Here is a 19,786-nt window from a genome sequence, read left to right as displayed (position 1 = left end):
CTTCCATGACCAGTGTCAAGTTGGAGAACCGCTATAATGTACTGTTTAATACTACCTATACAGGTTAAACATCGCAGTGTGTTACACCGACAAGATTAACCCACGTTTTCGATTAATGTGTTCAAACAAACCGCACCCTGCGCACGTACATTAACCACAATAATTGGCGTATCCAACATGCCGTGCATCCAGGACATATAATCCTCAACCTTTTCGTTGGGAAGAATCGTCAGAATGACCCCTGCAAATCCACCACCGTGTATACGGCAAGCGCCATCACCCAGCTTTTGCAGATAGTTTTCAGTTAACGCCAATGCGATACCAATCTCCTGTTCCTTCACCGAGCCGCTCTGATATACATTCTGGAGCCATTTCCAGGAAGAGTTCCCGGATGCCGTAATCAGATTCAAGAAATCAGCAAAACTACCTTCCCGCAAGGCCTGTACCTGACCGTCCACTCGATTGTTTTCCTCCAAGAAATGCAGCGCACGCAGTACCGCGCGATCCCCTGCAGCTTCACGTACCTGCTTGAGATTGGCGTAGATCGCCTCAGCCGTAATTTCCCGGACATACTCACTGCCCAGCGCTTTAGCAACCGCTCTCATCTCATATGGTACAGCAGCGTAATCCTCCGTCAGATCCGCGTGATTCCCACCTGTGTTTACAATGACCAAGGAGTAACCGTTTTGTTGGAAATCCCATTGTACAGGCTCAATTGCAGGCTCGGCCGGATTTTCAAAATCAATCGCAATTAGCCCTCCATGGGCACAAGCCATCTGATCCAGCAGACCGGATGGTTTATTCCAATAGTTGTTCTCCGCATACTGACCAATCTTGGACATGACGACCACATCTAATGTGCCCTCATTATAGAAATGATTCAGAATCGTACAAATCAGCATCTCGAACGATGCCGACGAGCTCAGCCCGGACGCCGAGAACACGTTACTGGAGATGTACGCCTGGAAGCCGCCCACTTTGTATCCGAACTTCTCAAATCCCGCAGCCATACCACGAATCAAAGCTGTAGTGCCGTCGTCCTCAGCCTTCGGTGCCAAATCTGTGAGATCGATTACATATTTCTGTTCATAGCCTTCTGAATAAAAGGTAATTACCGAATCCGTCGTTGGCGCAGCCACCGCTATCGTATCCAGCGTAATACTGCCCGCCAGCACCTTGCCGTGGTTATGATCCGTGTGGTTGCCGCCAATTTCGCTGCGTCCAGCCGCACTGAACAATTTGCTGCACACTTGTACGCCAAAATACTGTTCGAATGATTCATTGAGCTTGGTGTAACGTGCTGTCTGTTCTTCTAGTTGTTGCTGACCGTACATTTGGGCAAGCAGCGCTTGGCCTGAAGTGGATTGGATCAGTTCCAGTGGTTGAGTGTTCATTGATAATCCTCCTATGGATATGCAGCATTTATTTTTGACGTAGATGATAAACAATACGGGGAACAATTCATTCCCGTTTACTCTCCCATTATCTCAGCTTCGTTTGGTAAAAGGTAGGGTAGAATTGCAAGTTTGTAAGCGTTTTTTAAATTGATTTTATTTTACAATCATAGGCTTAACTTCGCTCCAATTGGCGTTCGCTTATTTCAGAAAGGGTGCGATGCTATCCTTCAACGAAGTTAACGGATGACCCATCCATTGCTCAAGGTCCTTCGATGTAGATACCGTATCTATACTACTTAAAAAAGGGTAGATCCAGTTCTGCACTGACACATCCTCGCTGTGAATAACGGTCTTGCCTGCAAACGCTGTAAGCACCTCAGCCAGATCAGCAAAGGTCCAAGTTTTTGGCGCGGCCAGCTCATAGATTTGCTGCTCATATCCTTTGCCTGCGAGTACGTTCGCAATTGCCTGTGCAAGATCGCTACGTGTTACAGCATTGAACCGCCAATTTCCGGGACGAGTTGTCAGTACACCACTTTGTATCGCCTCATTTAATCCAAGTACATCCACAAAATCAATGTACAGCCCGTTGCGCAAAATCGTATACTTCATACCTGAATCAAATATGACCTGCTCGGTAAGTTTATGAACGCTTACTGGAATTTTAAGACCCGTCTGAGGAAAAGCAAAGCTGGTATAGAAGATATGTTCAACTCCTGCTTTCTTCGCTGCATGAATTACACTAGTATGTTGAGTTAGCCGCACCGTATCATCGGTATGTGAGCTAGAGATCAGCAGCAATTTATTCACACCGTTAAAAGCTTTCTGGCATGTTTCCGGACTATCATAGTCCATGAAGCGAACCTCTCCACCCTGATCCTTTAATGCTTCTAAGGTTGAGGACATACTCAAATTACGGACACCTGCAATAATTTTTGTAGCCGGAATTTTATCAAGCAGATTTGCGATAATCAGATTGCCTAATTGTCCTGTCGCTCCAGTAATCATAATAGACATCCTATTTTCCCCTCCTTTAAATGAAATTATAATCAAGTAGTTAAGTTATTAACTAAATGGACAGAATGATCAGCTGGACTTTAACATATTCCTCGCTGGACCAATCATATCCATTTCCACACAACCCGCTCTAGAATCTTCTGATCTTATCACCGTTTTAAACTGTATTAAGACATGTTCAGCTTCTGTAACAAAATGATCAACTGATGCTGCTCTTGTTCATCCAATTTGTCCATCTGTCTTGCTACAGCTTCACGATTTCCCGGAAGATGCCCACTCAATAATGTCCGTCCAGCATCGGTAATGGAAATCACCGTCTTGCGACCATCTCGGGCATGTTCAGCTCTCGCGATATAACCATCACGCTCCAGTGGTGTTAGCAGTAAGCTGATATTAGCCTTGGTGACACCAATTTTTTCGGCAAGCACTGAAGGTAGCATCGTTCCCCCATCTTTGGCAATCTCCACAAGCACACGGATTCTTGCTCCATTCAGCCCCTTCGACTGCCAGTATTTTTCCGATACAGCTACCAGGTTGGCAGTAGCCTCAACCATTATGAAAAAAGCTGTATTCGGCAGTGGCAGATGAAGCAAGTATTCCTGCAGCGCATCTTGTTTAGAGTCAATTGAGGGCAAGTTTTCTTCTTGTAATTGGTCCATACGGTCTGTTCCTCTCCATTTAGTTAATAACTTAACTATATAGTTTAAGATAACTTTCTCTATTGAAAATGTCAATGTACCCATTTGTTCAAGACTCCATATCCCCTTTCATTATGCCTAGCAGAAACGATATCAATATCGCTTTGATGAAGCCACTTTAGATTCTTATTTTATTGACAAATTACCCTGTGAATATTTCACAGTGAACTAAAGACACCATGAAATATGGACAGGGTTCAGATTTAGTTTTTTTAAAATATAATCCCTCGTTTTTCATTCGGCATCAAACAGTTGTTTGCAGAACTCCGAGTATGTAGGTACATGCTCCAACTCATAATTCATGATCTTAATGATCAATCCTTCAACAATGGTCTGTGACAGATCGTCACGCTCTTGAGGTCTCACCTGATATCTCATCCGCTGAATGATAGGTTGAAATGCACTAATAATTTGAAGCATGCTCTCCCGATCCCCACTCTGTGCCTTCTGCACTGCATCATAAAATTCAACGTTGTTTTGATTCATCTTTAATCACCGCTTTAATTACCTCTATAAGGGTATTAATATTCACTGAGAGTTGATCCAGCTTCTTCTCAAATCGGGTAAATAAATATAATGTAATCATGATGGGAAAACCGACCTGACTGATTCCACCTATAAAAGTCGCAAATGCGCTATTGTCCATTACTTACTCCTCTCTAACCAACACGGTTTTCATTTTTTTCAGAGCTGCATTTCTTGTCTTCGCTATCGCCTGCTGGCTAACCTGAAGTCTGCTCGCAATTTCATGATCGTGGTAACCCTGTCCATAATATAGTGTAGTGACATGCTTCTGCTTATCCGTTAAACTATCAAATGCCGATTCCACATGCTCATCCGCAAAGCCTTCCTGGAAATTAGTAGATTGTTTATCCGGCTGTACATTATCCACTGAAGTTTGATAGGCACTCATCGTCTCACCAATACACATACTGGACTCGTCCGAGGATGGCCTGTCATAGATCAATACATTTCGGGTAGCATAACGCTGATTACGCCGCATCTGATCGATACTCATGAATTTGAGCGATGATGTGACATAAGTGATAAATCGAAATTGAAAGAAATATTTGCGGAACGCCTCATTTAACTCTTCTTCCTTACCAGCCTCCCCTCTCAAGGACTCCAACAATAACTTCTGGTGCTTCTCCTGTTCGAAAAAGTTTAGAACAACCCGATTATGGAATAACGCGGGATTCTGATGCTTGTACTCCTCAAACTGTGCAGTCACCGAATGTGTTGGGTAATGACAAATCTTCTCTAAGGAACTCATATGACTCCGCCTCCTTCACTTTTTATATTTAAGAAGGCGTTTTTGGCAGAAGAAAAAACAACCATAAATAAGAACATTTGTTCTCTTTATTATACTATATTTTTTCCCATATCGTACAAAATAATTAAAAATCCATCCCTCAGATGATTATCCTCATGACCCTGAGATATAAAAAATAAGACACCAGCACAATTAGGCTGATGTCTCATTATCACTTTCAGGGTGAATAATCCTTATCTTTGGAGATTAACGACAGAGAAAACAAAAAGATAAGTATTTTTTTCATCATATACTCCATATTAGGTTGTTTTTAGATAAGTCCATCACGCTTTATGAAATAGATTGGCACCGATCAAATAATTCATAGAGGTGATTACACATATCTAACCAACGCAGGTGTAGATGTAGTGATTACACGAACTTCAGATAATACTGTAGGCATTAATGATCGCGGGGTTCTGGACGATACAAAAACAGCTGTTGGATCTCTTGGTGTATTGCGATAACCGTCAGGAGCCACGTAATTAAATAGAAAGCTGGGAGACTAATCTCCCAGCTTTACTTCGTTTTACATTGCTTTTGGATATTCATTGAGGCGTTTGTTCACATCCAGCCCAATCGTGACCTTCCTGGTTTTGCGATTTTCGGAAGAAAACCAGTTTTTTAATGCTGAATACTCGCTTGTTTCCAACGCTGCCGTTTCAATGTTGAATTGGTTATTATTTATCCAATCATATGAGATGATGGGCCAAGTTGGCTTCAACATAAATGGCTCTTCAAGAGCAGCTGATGTATACGGAACGATTTTTAATTTTTCGAGATCTACGGCAACAAGAATTTGTCTTTTGACCAGACTACCTTCGTCATAAGCGTAACGAATTAACACCTTTTTATGATCTGAAGAAACTTTATAATCCTGAAATATGCCCACAGGCATGGTTAGACCTTCGCTTTTATTCCCATCGGTTTGGACTAGAATAGTGGAACAATCCTTGGCCCCACACCCATATTTTAGCATCACATACATATTAGAAGAAGGTACATCCAATGAAGTAAATTGAGTGCGCGCAATCTCCGTTTGAATATCCCCTTCATTCAATAAATAATTCTTATACTGAGGAATGTCGTTAAGGGATAATTTTACGGATTCCCCCTCACTTTTGATTTCAACGATATCAGGTAAAGTGGATAATTCGGTATGCGGGAGTTCCGTCTCGGTGGAGACTGTTTCAGTCGCCTCACTCGCGGATGAGCTGGTTAAGTACAACCAAACCGTACTCCCTGAACCGACAAGCAACAGGAGCAAGAAAGGGATCATATATTTTTTCATAACCTTTTTCCTCATTTCAGGTTGTTTTAAAGTCGACTTCGTTCGCCTTATGAGTATTCCCAAACATAAGGAGATGAAGTTATATGGCACTTACAGACAGCTTGAAAGACAAATTGTTGAGAAATACCGGATTTTTTGAAGGAAACGATGGTTATTCCACCGTTTCAGGTAATTTTGATGGACAAGGAATTTCGTTCGGCATTATCCAGTACAACTTTGGTCAAGGGACCCTGCAACCTTTACTAAAAGAGTACATTCAGAACAACGAAACCGAGTTCAAAGCCGTATTCGGTACTTCCAAAGCCGCGACCCTGAAAGATGTGGTCAACAACAAAACGAAATCACAACAAATTGATTGGGGCGCCAGTATCTCAACAAGCGGCGGTAATGTGGTATCCGAATGGAAGACACTGTTTGAGTCCATGGGGGCAAAGTCTGCGAACCAGGCACTTCAACGTAAATATGCCGAAAGTTATTTTGATCGCGCTGTCACCTTCGCTGGCAAATTCGGCATTATTAGCACGCAGGGGCTTGCCTTCTTATTCGATCATTCCGTTCAGTCCTGGAGTCTTTCCGGAGAAAGCTCAATCATTTCCGAAATTAAATCTCTCGAAAAAGCATGGAGAGATATGGGAGAGACAGGTCGTTATCCCGATAAAGAACGATTGTATTCTGTCTTGAAAGGAGTTAGCGGCTCAGATCCAATTGCCCGTAGAACAGCTATTCGTAATGGATCAGGCACCGTACACGGAAAGAGTTATAACATTTCAACATTTGGATTGTCATACTCGACCAACTTTTAATTTGGTAAAAGCGGAACACCCCCTCGTGGGGTGTTTTTCCAATTTAAAAGCATTATATAATAAGGATCTTTGGTGGGGGTTTCAGTTCTGTCTCAAAGTTCAAAGGAATTGAACCAAAATTGTAACAATTAGTAAATAAACTATTTAGCGATTTCTCCTTGACTGTTACGTCAGGTCATACTTGATAATGATCTCAAGTTCACCTAAAGGAGAGATTAAGGATGAAAATTACCGCTTTGCGCTCAGATCAAATCTATGAAGAGATCATTCAGGCTGCACCCGATGAGAAATTGGAGTTATACCGCGAGCGAATGATGGGTCCTTTCATGAACAAATGGAACATACAACATATCCCGTTTCGCTCTCATGAGCCTCACGGCTTCGATGTGATCATGATGAATAACTTTATGAATATCGCTCCCGCAGATATCACACCTGAGATTAACGAATCGCTAGCAGCGATTTCGTCTGAAGCATTTTGGCAACAGTGTCATGAAGCCGTTCGTACGAGTCTATCTACCTTTACAGATCATGGGATTGAGCTGTCTGTCTCCGAATATCTATATACGATTTTATTAGGCGATAAGAACAGTCCATCACTCACCATGAACGAAGGTATCAGCGGAGATGGCGGCATTCCTGGTTATATTATTGCGAACCTGATTCCGGGTGCGTATACTTTACCTCGTATTCAATCCGTGTTAGCTCATGAATGCAATCATAATGTGAGATATCAATTTATCCAGTGGAATCCACAGATTACGCTTGGAGAAATGGTTGTTAGTGAGGGGTTGGCTGAGAGCTTTGCGACATCCCTGTATGGAGAAAAGTTGCTAGGCCCCTGGGTAGCCAAAACGGATATGGAGACTTTGAACACCTTAATTAAACCAAAAATGAAAGACCAGCTGCATCTCACCGGTTTTGACCAGATTAATCCGTATCTATACGGCGATGAACTTGCCATCATGCAAAACTTCACGCCCGTTGGTATGCCCTATGCGGCTGGCTATGCCTGCGGTTATCACTTAATCCAATATTATTTGAATAAAACAGGTACACCGATCACCGAAGCAACCATCACTCCGGCAAGTGACATCCTTGCGGAAACAAAGGACTTTTGGAATGAAGACACCCTATTTCACCGTTAAAGATATCATTCAAATAACAGGCATCACCAAACGCGCATTACATTATTACGATAAAACGGATCTATTGAAACCAAGCAGAGTCGAGGACAATGGCTATCGGTATTACGATCAAGAGGCACTGGGGAATCTGCAAATGATTCTCTTGTTCAAAGAAATGAATTTCTCCTTAAAAGACATTGCAGCCATGATGCAACTCTCCAAAGACGAACAGAAAGATATCCTGAGAGAGCATCGCAGTACACTCGTTCATCACAAACAAAAACTCGAAACCATCATCGACCAATTGGATGAGTATGTAGATGGGACGGATATCTCTCATCTTCATCTGTTTGACGACTCTTCCATTCTGTCTATTCAAGAGCAATATGAAACTGAGGCGAAGTTTGTATATGGAGACACCGAGAAATATCAGGAATTCGAAGCTAATGTGAACCAACTGTCTGCGGAAGAGCAAGAACAAGCTTACCAGCAGTTCTCGGTCAACATGGAGCAGGTATTTCGGGAATTGGCGAAGCATCAGGATCTGTCCCCTGATTCTGATGAGGTGCGATCGTTAGTGCTTGAATGGAAGAGTTGTCTGGAGCAGTTCATGGTCTGTGATGCTGAGATTCTCAGGTATATCGCAGAAGCCTATACGGCAGATCGTCGCTATGCGGGTTATTTCGATCAGTTTGGCGATGAGGGATTTTTGAGGTTTTTGCATCAAGCTATTATGGTTTATGTGGAGGGTGGGGAAAAGTCATTTTGTGTGAATTGGATACCCTCTACCAACAAGGTAACAAAGTAAAAAAACGTATCTCCATTGCATATGTATGGAAGATACGTTTTTTTAATATAGTTCATTTTACGTGTAAATATTACTTTCCCATTGTTCGTTCAGACCACATGCGATTACCCTCTGCTTACCGCTTTATCTCTTTGCCTTTCCGTCCGTTGCTGCTGAACCTCATCCAGATATTGCGTGAATCGGGATTCACCAGAATAGCTCAGGAACAGCCATTCCAAGGCTCGTGTCATACCGATATAGAAACGGGACACCTCCCGTTCATCCACTTCATCTATTTTTCCCATCTTACGTGGCATCGTTTCAATGGCAATGATAAACACCGCCCTGAAATCAAGCCCTTTAGCGCTATCGATGGTTAACATTTTAATGCTTTCCTCTTCGCGATCAAAACTCTTCTTGCTCTGTTCATCTTTGGTCACCCAATTATACGGAAGACTGTTATCGTTTAGAGCTTGCTCCATCTCACCAATAATGTTAATTCCTTGATGTTCCTGTACCCTATACAGGATTGCAATATCCTTCAGGGCAAACGATTTTTCCCGGCGCAGATAGTCAATCGACTTAGCTACAAACGCCATCTCCGCCTTCGTGCTTTGGCTTTGATAGATCAGAGGCTCTGGTCCTTTTCGTTTTGTGAACTGAGGCGGTATAATCTCGATTCCGTCTGCCGCAGTGCTAATGACTTTGTGCTGTAACCTGGAGTGTTCCTTGTAAAAATCCCACGCAAATTGCACGATTTGTGCCGTGTTCCTATAATTGATCGTCAGAATTTTGGAGCGGCCACGGAAGTCCAGTCCCGTATCTTGAGCCAAACTGTTTTTTCGTTTGAAAATCGTTTGCGCCCGATCCTCCACAAGCAAGAGCGACTGCGTCTCCTCATTGAGACAAGCACTCACCAACTTCAACCAATCCGGTTCGAAATCCTGACCCTCGTCAATCAATATTGCATCATATTTCGGCAACTCTTGCATCCCCTGCTCCATCTTCTCCAGCAAGGCCGGCAACTTCTTGTCCATAATCCGAAATTGCTTTCCGAGCCACGAATGGAACGTACTCACCTGAATATTGGATCCAAGCGTAGAAACCCCATCATTATCTACAAGATCAAATAAATCCTCAGGCTCTGCCATCTTCTGCACAATGGCCTGTCTCAAGTATTGGGATAAGGTTGATCCATAACAAAGTACAAGAATGTCCCAGTCTGGATTGGCCTTCGCCAGCATCCGCGCCCGACTGACAAGCACCAGCGTTTTACCGCTACCCGCAACGCCACGGATTAATCGGTGCTTGTCTCCAACCTGCTTCGCCATCTTTTCCTGATGCAGATCCATCGTCTTGATGTTATGCAAGGATAACAATAGCTGGTCCTGATGAGGCACGATTTCTTTGCGCTCCAAACTAATCCGCACTTCGGGGAACAGATGGTAACGAATTGCTTGTATATCGTCATGGGTCAAGCTATATCGGTTCCGGGTAGGCACCGTAAACATGTGCAGAAGCTTCTCAATCAGAATTTCTTCCGAGAAATCTTCATCCTCCGGATTGACCTCTTCTCTGGTCAGCACAAACACCGGATCAATAACACTGTATAAATCCATATGTAGAAAGTCCCTTTGCTTCAACCGGGTGAAAACAACACCATACCCATAATTGAATTTCAGATATCCTGGCGTTCCCTCTTTGATCAGATTCTTATCCTTCTTCAATTGATCCGCTATGAGGAATGCGTAACCTCTTGCTTGCTTCAGTGGACTCGGTTCAGTAGTCGTCTCACCTGCCGTAGTGTGTAAAGTCCATTCATCCCGATTTACCTGATGCAGTGTGCCTTTGGTATAATCCTTCACTTCTAGTACAAGCAACCCTAAATCTGGCCCGATAATGACAAAATCCGGTCGTCTTCCACGAATCTCAGGTTCATAGTACACAATGTAGTCTTCCGGAAGATGTTTCTTTAAAGTCTCAAACAATAATCTTTCTCCTGCAGTCGCTTTCTTCGGTATAACCTCTGGTACTGTATTTGCCATGCTAATCGCTCCTAATTCCTAGTGAAATCTTTACTTGCTATATGTACATTATCTATCAGTAAACCACAATTTTCCAGCACTCTTTTTCCCTACCAGTCATTTTTCTGAAGCATCTTATCGATTATATTTACCTCCCCCCGTCAAAACCTTTTTCTAGCACTTTTGAACTAATTAAGATTCCATACCTGAAAATGGTCCTTTTGAATCAAATTAATATAAATGAATTCATAAGGTATCTCTTGGTAAATATGTATGTTAGAGTATTAAAGTAAATAAAATTTTTCCAACGGAGGGTTTAAATGAGAATCAATAAAAAAATCTTAATACTCTGCACAAGTCTAGTCCTAAGTCTTTCTTTAAGTAGTGCCAGCTATGCGGCAAATGGAAAAACTTCCGAAAAAAATTTTAGCGGATTTAGCTATAATTCTATCGATAATGTTTTCTCAAAAAAGGCTGATTTGAAAGATATTGAAGTCTCTTACTCTGATTCACATCTATCTGTTTCTTATATTTTGGATAATGTAGAAGTTAATCTTGAAGCAGATAAATATTCAGACGACGTATTGCAGAGTTACTCTGGGAATGCGCTTGTAGGTGCAGATCACCTACAAACAGACGTAGTAACTAATCAATACGGATTAAGTGGAGTAGTTTTTGATTCCAATCAAGTAGTTCATCATGCCTTTGTCATTGACGATAAAGGCGAGGCAATCAAAAACTCTAAACAAATCATCGATACCATTAATGATAGCCAAGGCGAATTGGAAGTGTCAATCGAAGAAAACAGTGGATTCTCTACGTTTTCAACAGCAAAAAATATGACAGTAAGACTGAGTCATAAATCATCCGAAATGGGCGGCTTTGTAAGAACAGGTTATAATGATGGTACGTTATACTATACTAGATATACAAACGATCCTGATGGAATTAAGATTTACTTCAATAAACTTAATGCAACTATTGAGAAATTAGGACCTTATGGTTCTTTCGGAATTAAAAACAAAGATGCTGGTTATGGCTTTGTCTACACGACACCTTTTGAAGTGACGCAGCCCTTCACAGACTATCCTATTAAGACAACATCAACAAGTAGTAATGATTTTATACTATATTCTGCAGCAGCAAGACAAGTACAGGCTGGGCCTATACCTATTTATGCTTTCGATACTAAAGAAATTGTAATACCATAACGATAAGTTAGAGGGTTTATTTATGAAAAATGATTGGCTCATTGCAAAAATTCTTGTTGTAATTATTATTGTCAGTAGAGGTTACTACCATCTTATTCCTTTTATAAACAATGAGTCGTTCCCTTTTTTTCAGCTGGAATTAAGTACCTTTTGGTATCTTCCCTCAATAATATTGGCAGCGCTTGTACTATTGTCAGCAGCTATTTTAATTCTAACGAAACAAGCAAATGCTGAGAAATTATTGGGTATTTTCATATTAATAGATAGTGTGTACTTTATGCTCTATTCATTAGTAACATTCATCCCACAATTTTCGACTTCTTGGTATTTACTCGTCCTCTGTCTACTTGTAGGTGTCCTTGAACTGGTCACAGGCAAAAAAACATTATATAAGAATTTTTAAAATAACAACCCGGATTATAAAATTAAAAATCTATAATTCGGGTTGTTTTATTTATTGTTCTCCCCGCTCAAAATACACATGCAACCGATACAGACAAATCTCCTTCGTCCAGCGATACAGCAGCGCCCGTTCCTCCGCATCCTGCACCTGCACATTCAGCGAAAACAGTCCCTCCCCAAAACGCGTCATACTGCCCTTCGCCCCGCTCCACATCGACATCGGCATATCAATAATCAGTTTCTCAATCCGTGTTGCCGTCTTCTCGTTCCATTCCCAGAGCGCTAGCTTGTCCTTGGCCGAAAAGTCTTTCCGTTTCCGGTATTCCTTCTCCGTGAGGTACATATGGAAAAAGCTTGCCATCTCCCCTGGTGTGATCGGGTCCATCCAGTGCGCTTCGCCTCGCTTCAGCATGTACAGCAGCACGATCATCTTGTAGCTTTTGTTCATGATCGTCTTCTCCACATCGCGCAGCCATGCTTCATGGCGGACGTACACCTCTCCCTCAGTCGGAGACAGCAACTCCGCCCAGTACAGAAATCCAACATAGGAACCGAATTCGCTCCGATACCCGACACTCTTCGAACGCCCCATGAGGTGCAGCTCCAGATACGTCGGAATACGCCCCAGCTCTCGCTTCACATCCAGAAAATCCTGATGCAACTTCTCGCGGCGCGGCAGCCGTTTGCGGCTCAGCTCCTGAAGCAGGTTCACTACACGGGTCTCCAGATGAATCCCACAGTTAGCCGGAACCTCAGGCACAGCCGAATCCATCGTTTTTCCGCTTCGTTCCTCGTCTCCGCGCACGTCCAGAAGACTCAGCTTCACATCCGCATTCCGGTAGTTTCCGATCAGGTCGATGATGACACAATGCGATTTGCCTTCCGCCAGCCGCAGTCCTCGCCCCACCTGCTGGGTGAACACCGTGAGCGACTCGGTTGGACGCACGAACAATAGCGTATCCACACGTGGAATATCCGTACCTTCGTTGAACAGATCTACCGTCAGCACAACCTCCAGCTCACCCGCATCAAGCTGCCGAATGGCTTCCTCCCGCGACATCTCCGATGTGCGCGAATGCAAACTAAGTACCTTAACGCCCTGACTTCGGAAATACGCAGCTACAAAGTCTGCCTGCCGGATCGACGAGCAAAAGCCAATCGTTCTCGTCTGTTTATGTCGGACCCAGGCTGCAAAGATCGTCTCTACATGCTCCTCTTGCAACTGAACGGCCATGAGCTGTTCTTCATCATACTTTGTCCCGATCCAGCGAATCTGCGAATAATCTGTATCGTCGAATACCCCGTAATACTGAAATGGCGCCAGCCAACCTCGCCGGATCGCTTCAATAAAATGCATCTGGTACGCCACATTCCCATCACAGAGTGCATACACATCCTTGCCATCCAGTCGATCCGGGGTCGCCGTAATGCCCAGAAGGAACTTCGGCTGAAAATGCTCAATCACCGACATATATGTCTTCGCCGCCGCATGATGGAATTCGTCCACCACGATCAGATCAAATGCATCCATCGCAAAACCATCCCGGTGCTTCTGCATACTCAGCGTAAAGATCGAAGCATACACACAATCCGCCGCCCCATCCTTGTACTGTCCGTTATATATCCCATGACTGCGCTCCGGCATGATCCGTTGAAAAGACCTCTTCGCCTGAAACAGAATCTCTTCCCGATGCGCCACAAACAACACCCGCTGGAACCGCTGGGCGAAGAAACCCGCCAGATACGTTTTGCCGAGCCCGGTTGCCATAACGACCATCGCCTTGTCGTACTGCTCCTCCATCGTGCCATGAAGTGCTTCGAGGGCATCCAACTGAGCAAAGCGCGGTTGAATCGGCACCAGTGACAGCTCGGCGGTCTCTTCCTCTTTGTCCTCTGGCAGACCTGTGCCAAATTCCGCTTCTTCCATCTCCGTGATGCGCTGGATCATCTCCGGGTTCTTCTGGTGATATTTGCGGTACTCTTCCTCATACAGTTCAATCGAATCCGGGTTCACCGGCAAGGTCGTCTCGTGGTAGAAGCTCTGCATGAACTTGTCCAAAGCCATCTGGAACGTATAGGGTTCCGCCTCCGCATTCATCGCCAGATTCCATTCATATCCCGTCTTCAGCGCCGTGAAGGAAAAGTTCGAAGAGCCGACAATTAGTAGTCCTTCGCCGTTGTCATGATCAAACAGATACGCTTTCGGGTGAAAAGAAGTGCCCATACTTCGCCACAGCCGAGCTTCAATTCGTGGATGGACCTCACACAATGCCCGCAAGCCCTCCGGCTGCGTGATATACAGATAGTCTCCCGCGAGCATCCGTACTTCTGCCCCACGCTCCGCCGCCCGCTTTAAGTGCGGCGCAAGCAGCTTCACACCAGACTGCATAATAAAGGACGTCATAATATAAATCCCGGATGCATGCTGCATCCGGGAAATGAGTTCGTCTGCCAAGTTATCTGTAATGAGTCTAACATTACGCTTCGTCGACATCGATCAGATACACCCGTTCCTGGAATCCGCCGCGCGCCTCCGCTTTGTCTGCCCGTAGTTTATCTAATTGTGCTGCATTGACACCGTGTACCTCTGCCAGCGCCCGGATCACTTCGAGCATGTCGGCCAGTTCTTCCAGCGCTTTCTGATCGCTTCCCGCACTCATGTACTCTTCCGATTCTTCTTGCAGCTTTGTTCTTAATTCTTGCTTATATTCCTCCGGTTCCAGAATGCGTGTGCGGCATTCCTTGCCATTGGATGTGATAATATGCGGAATCTTGTCCCGCACCAATTTGTTGTATGTAGGCATGTGGTATAACATCCTTTCTGCTGTGAGAGCCTTCAAGCCTAGCGCCAGAATCTCCCTTTTTGCCATTATACCATTTGCTATGGGGAAGGGATGGGTTGATTTAATAGAAAACGATCAACAAACACACCAACGGGCACGACGTCAACAATGCCGCTGTAAAACTGATCTGTGCCGCGACTCGTCCTCCGGTAAACTCTTGCCGTGAAAAGAACATCCAGATCGAGAGGTACGTAGCGCCTAGTGGGAATGAAATTATCCCGCTAAATGTACTCGGTTCCATGTACCCGGTCATCAAGCTTTTACCAATTAGGATTAATGTAACCAATTCCATTATAGATAATATGAAAAACGCGATAGCAATTACTCTTTTCAAAATGTACACCTACTTTCCAGCTGCAAAGCAAAGAGCATCCTTTGTAATCTCTGCATCATATATCCTTTATTTGGATGATGTCATCTTGTAAGCGTAACATAGATCAATCAAACATTTAACCTAAATGATCAATAAAAAACATCTTACTCTGATGAATCATCCTTCAATCGAGTGGCTAACTCGTCCAATATCTCTTCTGTTCGTTGAAGAATCTTTTCGATGTTGTCCAGTTCTAGTGGCTGGTCGTTCGGGTAATCTGCTAGGGATGACATATGTTGCATCGTACCGATGAACAAAGCGATATCCAATCCAGGTTCAGTGTCCGTATGCACTAAAGGCAAGATTTCGTTCATGGTGAGTTCCTTGGGTGAATGAACTGAATGATACTTATGGATATAAAGCGCCTTAATCATGGAGGCTAATGCCCAATCACAGAGGATGAGGCAGGCTTTGAACTGATTGTGATTACGCATGATTACGGCAAGCTTGAGATGATACTTAGCATGTTGGTGAAAGTCCATTATTGTAGTATGTAGCATGTGGTAAGCCGGAGTATGTTTGGACCTAAGTTGTGTGGAGATATCATGGTCTTGTGAACGTGGAGTAAAATCTACTTGTTGATTACAATGTGCTTCGGTTATGGACCAACTTCTTGCCATTGTCATCCCTCCAAAGAGTTAATACCAGTATTATACAATGAAATGATACTTATAGTAATCAAATAAATTATTTGTATTCTTTGTTTGGTGTTTACCTTGAGGAAACTTGTCTACACTTTTGAACATAGAGAGGTGAATACCATGAACGAGGACAGAGAAGTTTTAAAGCTGGTCGGAGCCAGAATTCGCGCATTACGCAAAGAAAGAGGGTATTCACAGGAATCCCTCGGAGAAAAAGGCGGATTTCATTTTTCATACATAGGACAGATCGAACGTGGAGAAAAGAACGTTTCTTTGGTGAATTTAGCAAAGATCGCTGAGTCATTGGATGTTAATTTGATTCAATTATTTGCTTACGTAGATGAAGAGTATAAATTTACAGAATCAGAAATAATTATTCAAGAGATTATAGGTATGTTGAGAGATGCCCCTCCAGAGAGAATTCACTTAACTAAAAATATTATTCGCGAGATATTAAAAGGAACTTGAACATAAAAAAACAAAGACAAAGCGGGATAAATCGCTGCTTTGTCTTTGTTTTTGACTCACTCATTATTTTAGAATATACTGCTAGCTCTCTAATCATGAAAATCAGAACTTTTATATAGTAACTATCAGACAAATTACTCAAAGTGCTTCCTACAATAATCCTCCAATTATTCACACTTCTACTTCTTCTAGATTATGCAATTCTAATTGATTTTTTAACCATTGTTCATATCCTTCAAGTTCATCCAGCTCTTCGATTGAAAGAACCATAGCGGATGATACATGAGAAACAATATTTCTCATATTGTTAACACTATTTAACCAAGAAGTTCTTACCTCTTTATTTCCACTTTTTTGATATGCAAAAGTTTTCTCGAACAACATCCAATTATCCATTATTATTTTTCTATAGTCCATCAGATCAAAGTAATACTCTTTTTTACCTCTTTGCCCATCGTTTTGTTCAAAGCGCTCTGAGGCTTTAGTTCTGATATTTTTGGGTACTCCCTGCAACCACCACTCCATTTCACTACTTCCATATTCTCTTTTTAACTCTTCTAAAATAAATTTCTGTATATTTGTTTCGATCCAATCTACAATTGTCTTAGCTTTTTTATTAGTCTCTGCTTTCTCAGAGTTAATAAACTCTTTCAACCCTTGAGGTGCAAAATCTGCTATCACATTATGGATAGCCTGTTGACATCTCTTTGTTCTTGTTGTTTGCCCCTGTACCCCTCTTAAATCTCTAAACCTTTTTCTCTCCGCTTCATTTAGTGAAGATAAATGCTTAGCCAATGCAATAGCATATGGTTTAATTTCAGTAAAGAGCTCATCATCAGTTAATCTTATCAAACGAATTCCTTTATTATCTAAGTGAGTAAAAACACTCTTTAAAACATTCAAGCAGGTTGTGACCCCATCATTCATTGCTAGGCCTCCACCTTCGCCTGCACCCTTTTCCCACCAATCGAAGGTTTGAAGCTTGATAATCTCAAACCAGCCATTAATAATAGTTATCGAACGTTTTAATGTGGCCTCATTACTCCCTCCCCATAAGGGTCCGTGCTCTAAAGGACTACCTTTTTTTGTTTTAAGTATAAAAAATCCATTTTTCTCAAGAGCACTAAAAATACTTCCAGAAGTAATGCATCTTACTGTATCTTTCTTTGCTTCAGCTGTTTGTATTCTATCGTAGAACGGTGAGTCTGGATCTTCTCCCATCTGTTGCACAGCTTTCGATATGATTGAATTTATTCTTATTGAAGTGTCTGGTGAATCCCAATGAAGTTCAGCATAAAGTTCTTGTAATAAAGATTGATTAACACTCTTTTGCTTAGCATTTATATCAACAAACAGTTGAGCCTGCATACTAGGTTTCAACCCCTCAAAGGCTAAAACCGACACTCTTGAAGACTGTGATTTTTCATGTCCTGAATAAGCGTAGAGTCTATGCTGTCCATCAATTATCCATGCAGATTTGTAGGAAGGCTGAATTTCAAGCCATCCAAGTAGACCACCATCCGAATCATAGTCCTGCTTAATTTTCTCAAACCGTACCCTTCCTAACTTTTGATCAAGGTTTAGCACAATATTAGTTGGGAATATACCATTATCACTTATATATTGCTTGATTTTATCTAAACGAGGTTTACTTACCATTCTTTGGTAAGTATCAACATCTGATGCTTTTCCTTTAGTTCGATGAGATATATATGATATTTTCAATAAATATTCTGGTGATATAGAGAATTCATAACAATTAAATCCACCCATTCGTGTCTTAATTGCAGGGATCCTTATAGATAACCCTGGCACCTGTTTTCCAGGCAACATGTCAGCAAAAAATTGATATTTCGATGCTGGCCCAATATGCGAAGCCAATTTCTCATAGTAAACAAGATCATTCTCATCAAATAAGATAATATTTGATTTAGTAGCTGCTTCCTTATCTGAATCAGACAAGGATATATTTGAAATGAATATAGCTTGGACGATTTGACGTTTATATGGTCCAGGGAATTGATTTTTTATAACATTTGCAAGGTATCCTCTAATAGAATTAAATTCAGAGATTTCGCTTTGCAATTGTGGCCTGTTAGTTCTTCGTTCTAAACTAATAGATTTTATTGCTAAGGCAATCTCTTCATCAATAGCAACAAGGTCAATATTTTGGTCCTTACTATTCTCATCTTTCTCATTTGCTTTTAGATTGGCGCCACCTTCATCAGAAAGTAGATCAAATTTCATTTGATACAGCAAGCACCAAATTCTATCACTAAGTAAACTCTTGCTATCTTTTTCTTTTCTTAATCTTGTAGTTTTTAGATTTCTCTTTTCAATTTTCCATTCGTCTTTCAAATGTTCTGCCAAACTATTTTCCATAACGGTTTTAGTAATATAGTGCTTTCTTCTAAAACGGTAAGATGATTTCAATTCTTCTGCACTCTGGATATTACTTAACATAGCTATTACACCCCATTAAAAAAAATACATTCAGTAATTTGCTTACGATGTTCAGTAGACGCAGCTATTATTGAATTTCGTTCAATTCTTAACATGGAAAAATCTTTATACAATTCAAGGATTGAAGGGTGGTGAGTGTTACTTATAATTACTTTACATCCCCGGCTAGATAACCGTTTTACTAAATTAGATAACCGAATCTGATCTTCCCATGAAAATACTTTAGAATTATATTTTAAGAATGAATTATTTTTCTCGGAGGTTGTATAAGGAGGATCGAAATATACTAAATCTCCTGCCCGAGCGTCTTGAACAGCATCTTCAAAATCAATCAAATTAATTTCATTGTTTTGTAAGGCGTTACTTGTCTCAGTTATCTTTACTGGATCACAAGGCATCAGATGTGTCTTTTTACCGTAGGGCACATTAAACTCACCTTTTAAATTCAGCCTATATATTCCATTAAAAGATAGGGTGGTCAAGTAAATGAAATGGACTGCTCTAGCTAATGGGTCATCAACATTTTCTGCTCTAATTCTATAATACTCATCCTCAGAATTCTCCATAGCAGCTAACGCTTCTATAATTGCCTGTGGATGATCTCTAACTTGTTGATAGCAGTTCGTAAGTTCAGGATTAACATCTGACAATTTTGAATTTCGAGGCTGCATAGCAAAAAACAATGCGCCACCACCAAGAAACGGCTCATAGTAATTATTATATTTTTCAGGGACTAGAGGAAGAAGATGTTTAAGAAGATTTCGTTTGCCTCCTGGCCACTTCAATAATGGGTTTCCTTTTATAATTCTATTACTTTCATTAATATAAACATCACTCTTAGAAGCTTTATAATGCCCACTACTTTCCTTAAACGTGAAATCTACCTGTTTTTTGATATAATTTTCAATCATACAAATACTCCTTGAATA

At 41.8% G+C, this 19,786-nt stretch carries 19 protein-coding genes; 6 read left to right on the top strand and 13 right to left on the bottom strand.

Features of this window, described 5'->3' with window-relative positions; genetic code table 11:
• Window positions 1-95 precede the first annotated feature (95 nt).
• From MKY42_RS05250 to MKY42_RS05220, 7 genes are all read right to left on the bottom strand, one after another.
• On the bottom strand, window positions 96-1,394 hold the full coding sequence (locus MKY42_RS05250) for a galactokinase family protein (protein WP_339849283.1): 1,299 nt from the start codon (window positions 1,392-1,394) through the stop codon (window positions 96-98).
• A gap of 201 nt (window positions 1,395-1,595) precedes the next feature.
• On the bottom strand, window positions 1,596-2,414 hold the full coding sequence (locus MKY42_RS05245; RefSeq protein ID WP_339849279.1) for an NmrA family NAD(P)-binding protein: 819 nt from the start codon (window positions 2,412-2,414) through the stop codon (window positions 1,596-1,598).
• A gap of 167 nt (window positions 2,415-2,581) precedes the next feature.
• On the bottom strand, window positions 2,582-3,073 hold the full coding sequence (locus MKY42_RS05240) for a MarR family transcriptional regulator (RefSeq protein WP_090893651.1): 492 nt from the start codon (window positions 3,071-3,073) through the stop codon (window positions 2,582-2,584).
• A gap of 273 nt (window positions 3,074-3,346) precedes the next feature.
• On the bottom strand, window positions 3,347-3,598 hold the full coding sequence (locus MKY42_RS05235; protein WP_090893648.1) for a helix-turn-helix domain-containing protein: 252 nt from the start codon (window positions 3,596-3,598) through the stop codon (window positions 3,347-3,349).
• On the bottom strand, window positions 3,579-3,758 hold the full coding sequence (locus MKY42_RS05230) for a YvrJ family protein (protein WP_090893646.1): 180 nt from the start codon (window positions 3,756-3,758) through the stop codon (window positions 3,579-3,581). Before MKY42_RS05230 ends, MKY42_RS05235 begins: the two co-directional genes overlap by 20 nt.
• 3 nt (window positions 3,759-3,761) lie before the next feature.
• A complete protein-coding gene (locus MKY42_RS05225; protein WP_090893644.1) occupies window positions 3,762-4,385 on the bottom strand; it encodes a sigma-70 family RNA polymerase sigma factor in 624 nt (207 codons plus the stop codon).
• Between the two features lie 568 nt (window positions 4,386-4,953).
• Complete coding sequence (locus tag MKY42_RS05220; protein ID WP_339849268.1) at window positions 4,954-5,715, bottom strand: hypothetical protein; 762 nt, start codon at window positions 5,713-5,715, stop codon at window positions 4,954-4,956.
• 83 nt (window positions 5,716-5,798) lie between these two features.
• On the opposite strand from MKY42_RS05220, the gene MKY42_RS05215 reads away from it, so the two are divergent.
• From MKY42_RS05215 to MKY42_RS05205, 3 genes are all read left to right on the top strand, one after another.
• Entirely contained in the window at window positions 5,799-6,518 is a 720-nt protein-coding gene (locus MKY42_RS05215) for a hypothetical protein (protein ID WP_090893640.1), read from the top strand.
• A 221-nt stretch (window positions 6,519-6,739) separates the two neighbouring features.
• Window positions 6,740-7,666 (top strand): DUF2268 domain-containing protein, encoded by a 927-nt coding sequence (locus MKY42_RS05210; protein ID WP_179261400.1) that lies wholly within the window; start codon window positions 6,740-6,742, stop codon window positions 7,664-7,666.
• A complete protein-coding gene (locus MKY42_RS05205) occupies window positions 7,641-8,453 on the top strand; it encodes a MerR family transcriptional regulator (RefSeq protein ID WP_179261402.1) in 813 nt (270 codons plus the stop codon). Before MKY42_RS05210 ends, MKY42_RS05205 begins: the two co-directional genes overlap by 26 nt.
• Before the next feature lie 104 nt (window positions 8,454-8,557).
• Here MKY42_RS05205 and MKY42_RS05200 read toward each other — a convergent pair whose 3' ends face one another.
• Window positions 8,558-10,477 (bottom strand): 3'-5' exonuclease, encoded by a 1,920-nt coding sequence (locus MKY42_RS05200; RefSeq protein ID WP_339849262.1) that lies wholly within the window; start codon window positions 10,475-10,477, stop codon window positions 8,558-8,560.
• Between the two features lie 299 nt (window positions 10,478-10,776).
• Between MKY42_RS05200 and MKY42_RS05195 the strand changes: the two genes are divergently transcribed.
• Window positions 10,777-11,667, top strand: a complete 891-nt coding sequence (locus MKY42_RS05195) for a hypothetical protein (RefSeq protein WP_339849260.1) — start codon at window positions 10,777-10,779, stop codon at window positions 11,665-11,667.
• Between the two features lie 22 nt (window positions 11,668-11,689).
• A complete protein-coding gene (locus MKY42_RS05190) occupies window positions 11,690-12,070 on the top strand; it encodes a hypothetical protein (RefSeq protein WP_339849257.1) in 381 nt (126 codons plus the stop codon).
• Window positions 12,071-12,121: 51 nt separating this feature from the next.
• On the opposite strand, the gene MKY42_RS05185 is transcribed toward MKY42_RS05190, so the two are convergent.
• From MKY42_RS05185 to MKY42_RS05175, 3 genes are all read right to left on the bottom strand, one after another.
• Window positions 12,122-14,563 (bottom strand): DEAD/DEAH box helicase family protein, encoded by a 2,442-nt coding sequence (locus MKY42_RS05185; RefSeq protein ID WP_339849254.1) that lies wholly within the window; start codon window positions 14,561-14,563, stop codon window positions 12,122-12,124.
• Window positions 14,547-14,873, bottom strand: a complete 327-nt coding sequence (locus tag MKY42_RS05180) for a nucleoside triphosphate pyrophosphohydrolase (protein ID WP_339849251.1) — start codon at window positions 14,871-14,873, stop codon at window positions 14,547-14,549. The genes MKY42_RS05185 and MKY42_RS05180 overlap by 17 nt, the downstream gene beginning before the upstream one ends.
• 516 nt (window positions 14,874-15,389) lie before the next feature.
• Complete coding sequence (locus MKY42_RS05175) at window positions 15,390-15,905, bottom strand: HEPN domain-containing protein (protein WP_339849248.1); 516 nt, start codon at window positions 15,903-15,905, stop codon at window positions 15,390-15,392.
• Window positions 15,906-16,046: 141 nt separating this feature from the next.
• Between MKY42_RS05175 and MKY42_RS05170 the strand changes: the two genes are divergently transcribed.
• Window positions 16,047-16,394, top strand: a complete 348-nt coding sequence (locus tag MKY42_RS05170; RefSeq protein ID WP_339849245.1) for a helix-turn-helix transcriptional regulator — start codon at window positions 16,047-16,049, stop codon at window positions 16,392-16,394.
• Between the two features lie 171 nt (window positions 16,395-16,565).
• On the opposite strand, the gene MKY42_RS05165 is transcribed toward MKY42_RS05170, so the two are convergent.
• Both MKY42_RS05165 and MKY42_RS05160 read right to left on the bottom strand, forming a co-directional pair.
• Window positions 16,566-18,857, bottom strand: coding sequence for a DGQHR domain-containing protein (locus MKY42_RS05165; protein ID WP_339849242.1), 2,292 nt, complete (start codon window positions 18,855-18,857; stop codon window positions 16,566-16,568).
• Window positions 18,858-18,862: 5 nt separating this feature from the next.
• On the bottom strand, window positions 18,863-19,768 hold the full coding sequence (locus MKY42_RS05160; RefSeq protein WP_339849239.1) for a Dam family site-specific DNA-(adenine-N6)-methyltransferase: 906 nt from the start codon (window positions 19,766-19,768) through the stop codon (window positions 18,863-18,865).
• Window positions 19,769-19,786 lie beyond the last annotated feature (18 nt).

The organism is Paenibacillus sp. FSL W7-1088 (genome assembly GCF_037969855.1).
Classification (GTDB): domain Bacteria; phylum Bacillota; class Bacilli; order Paenibacillales; family Paenibacillaceae; genus Paenibacillus.
The sequence above is the reverse complement of the archived record's forward strand: the minus strand, read 5'-3'. Positions and strand labels throughout refer to the sequence as shown.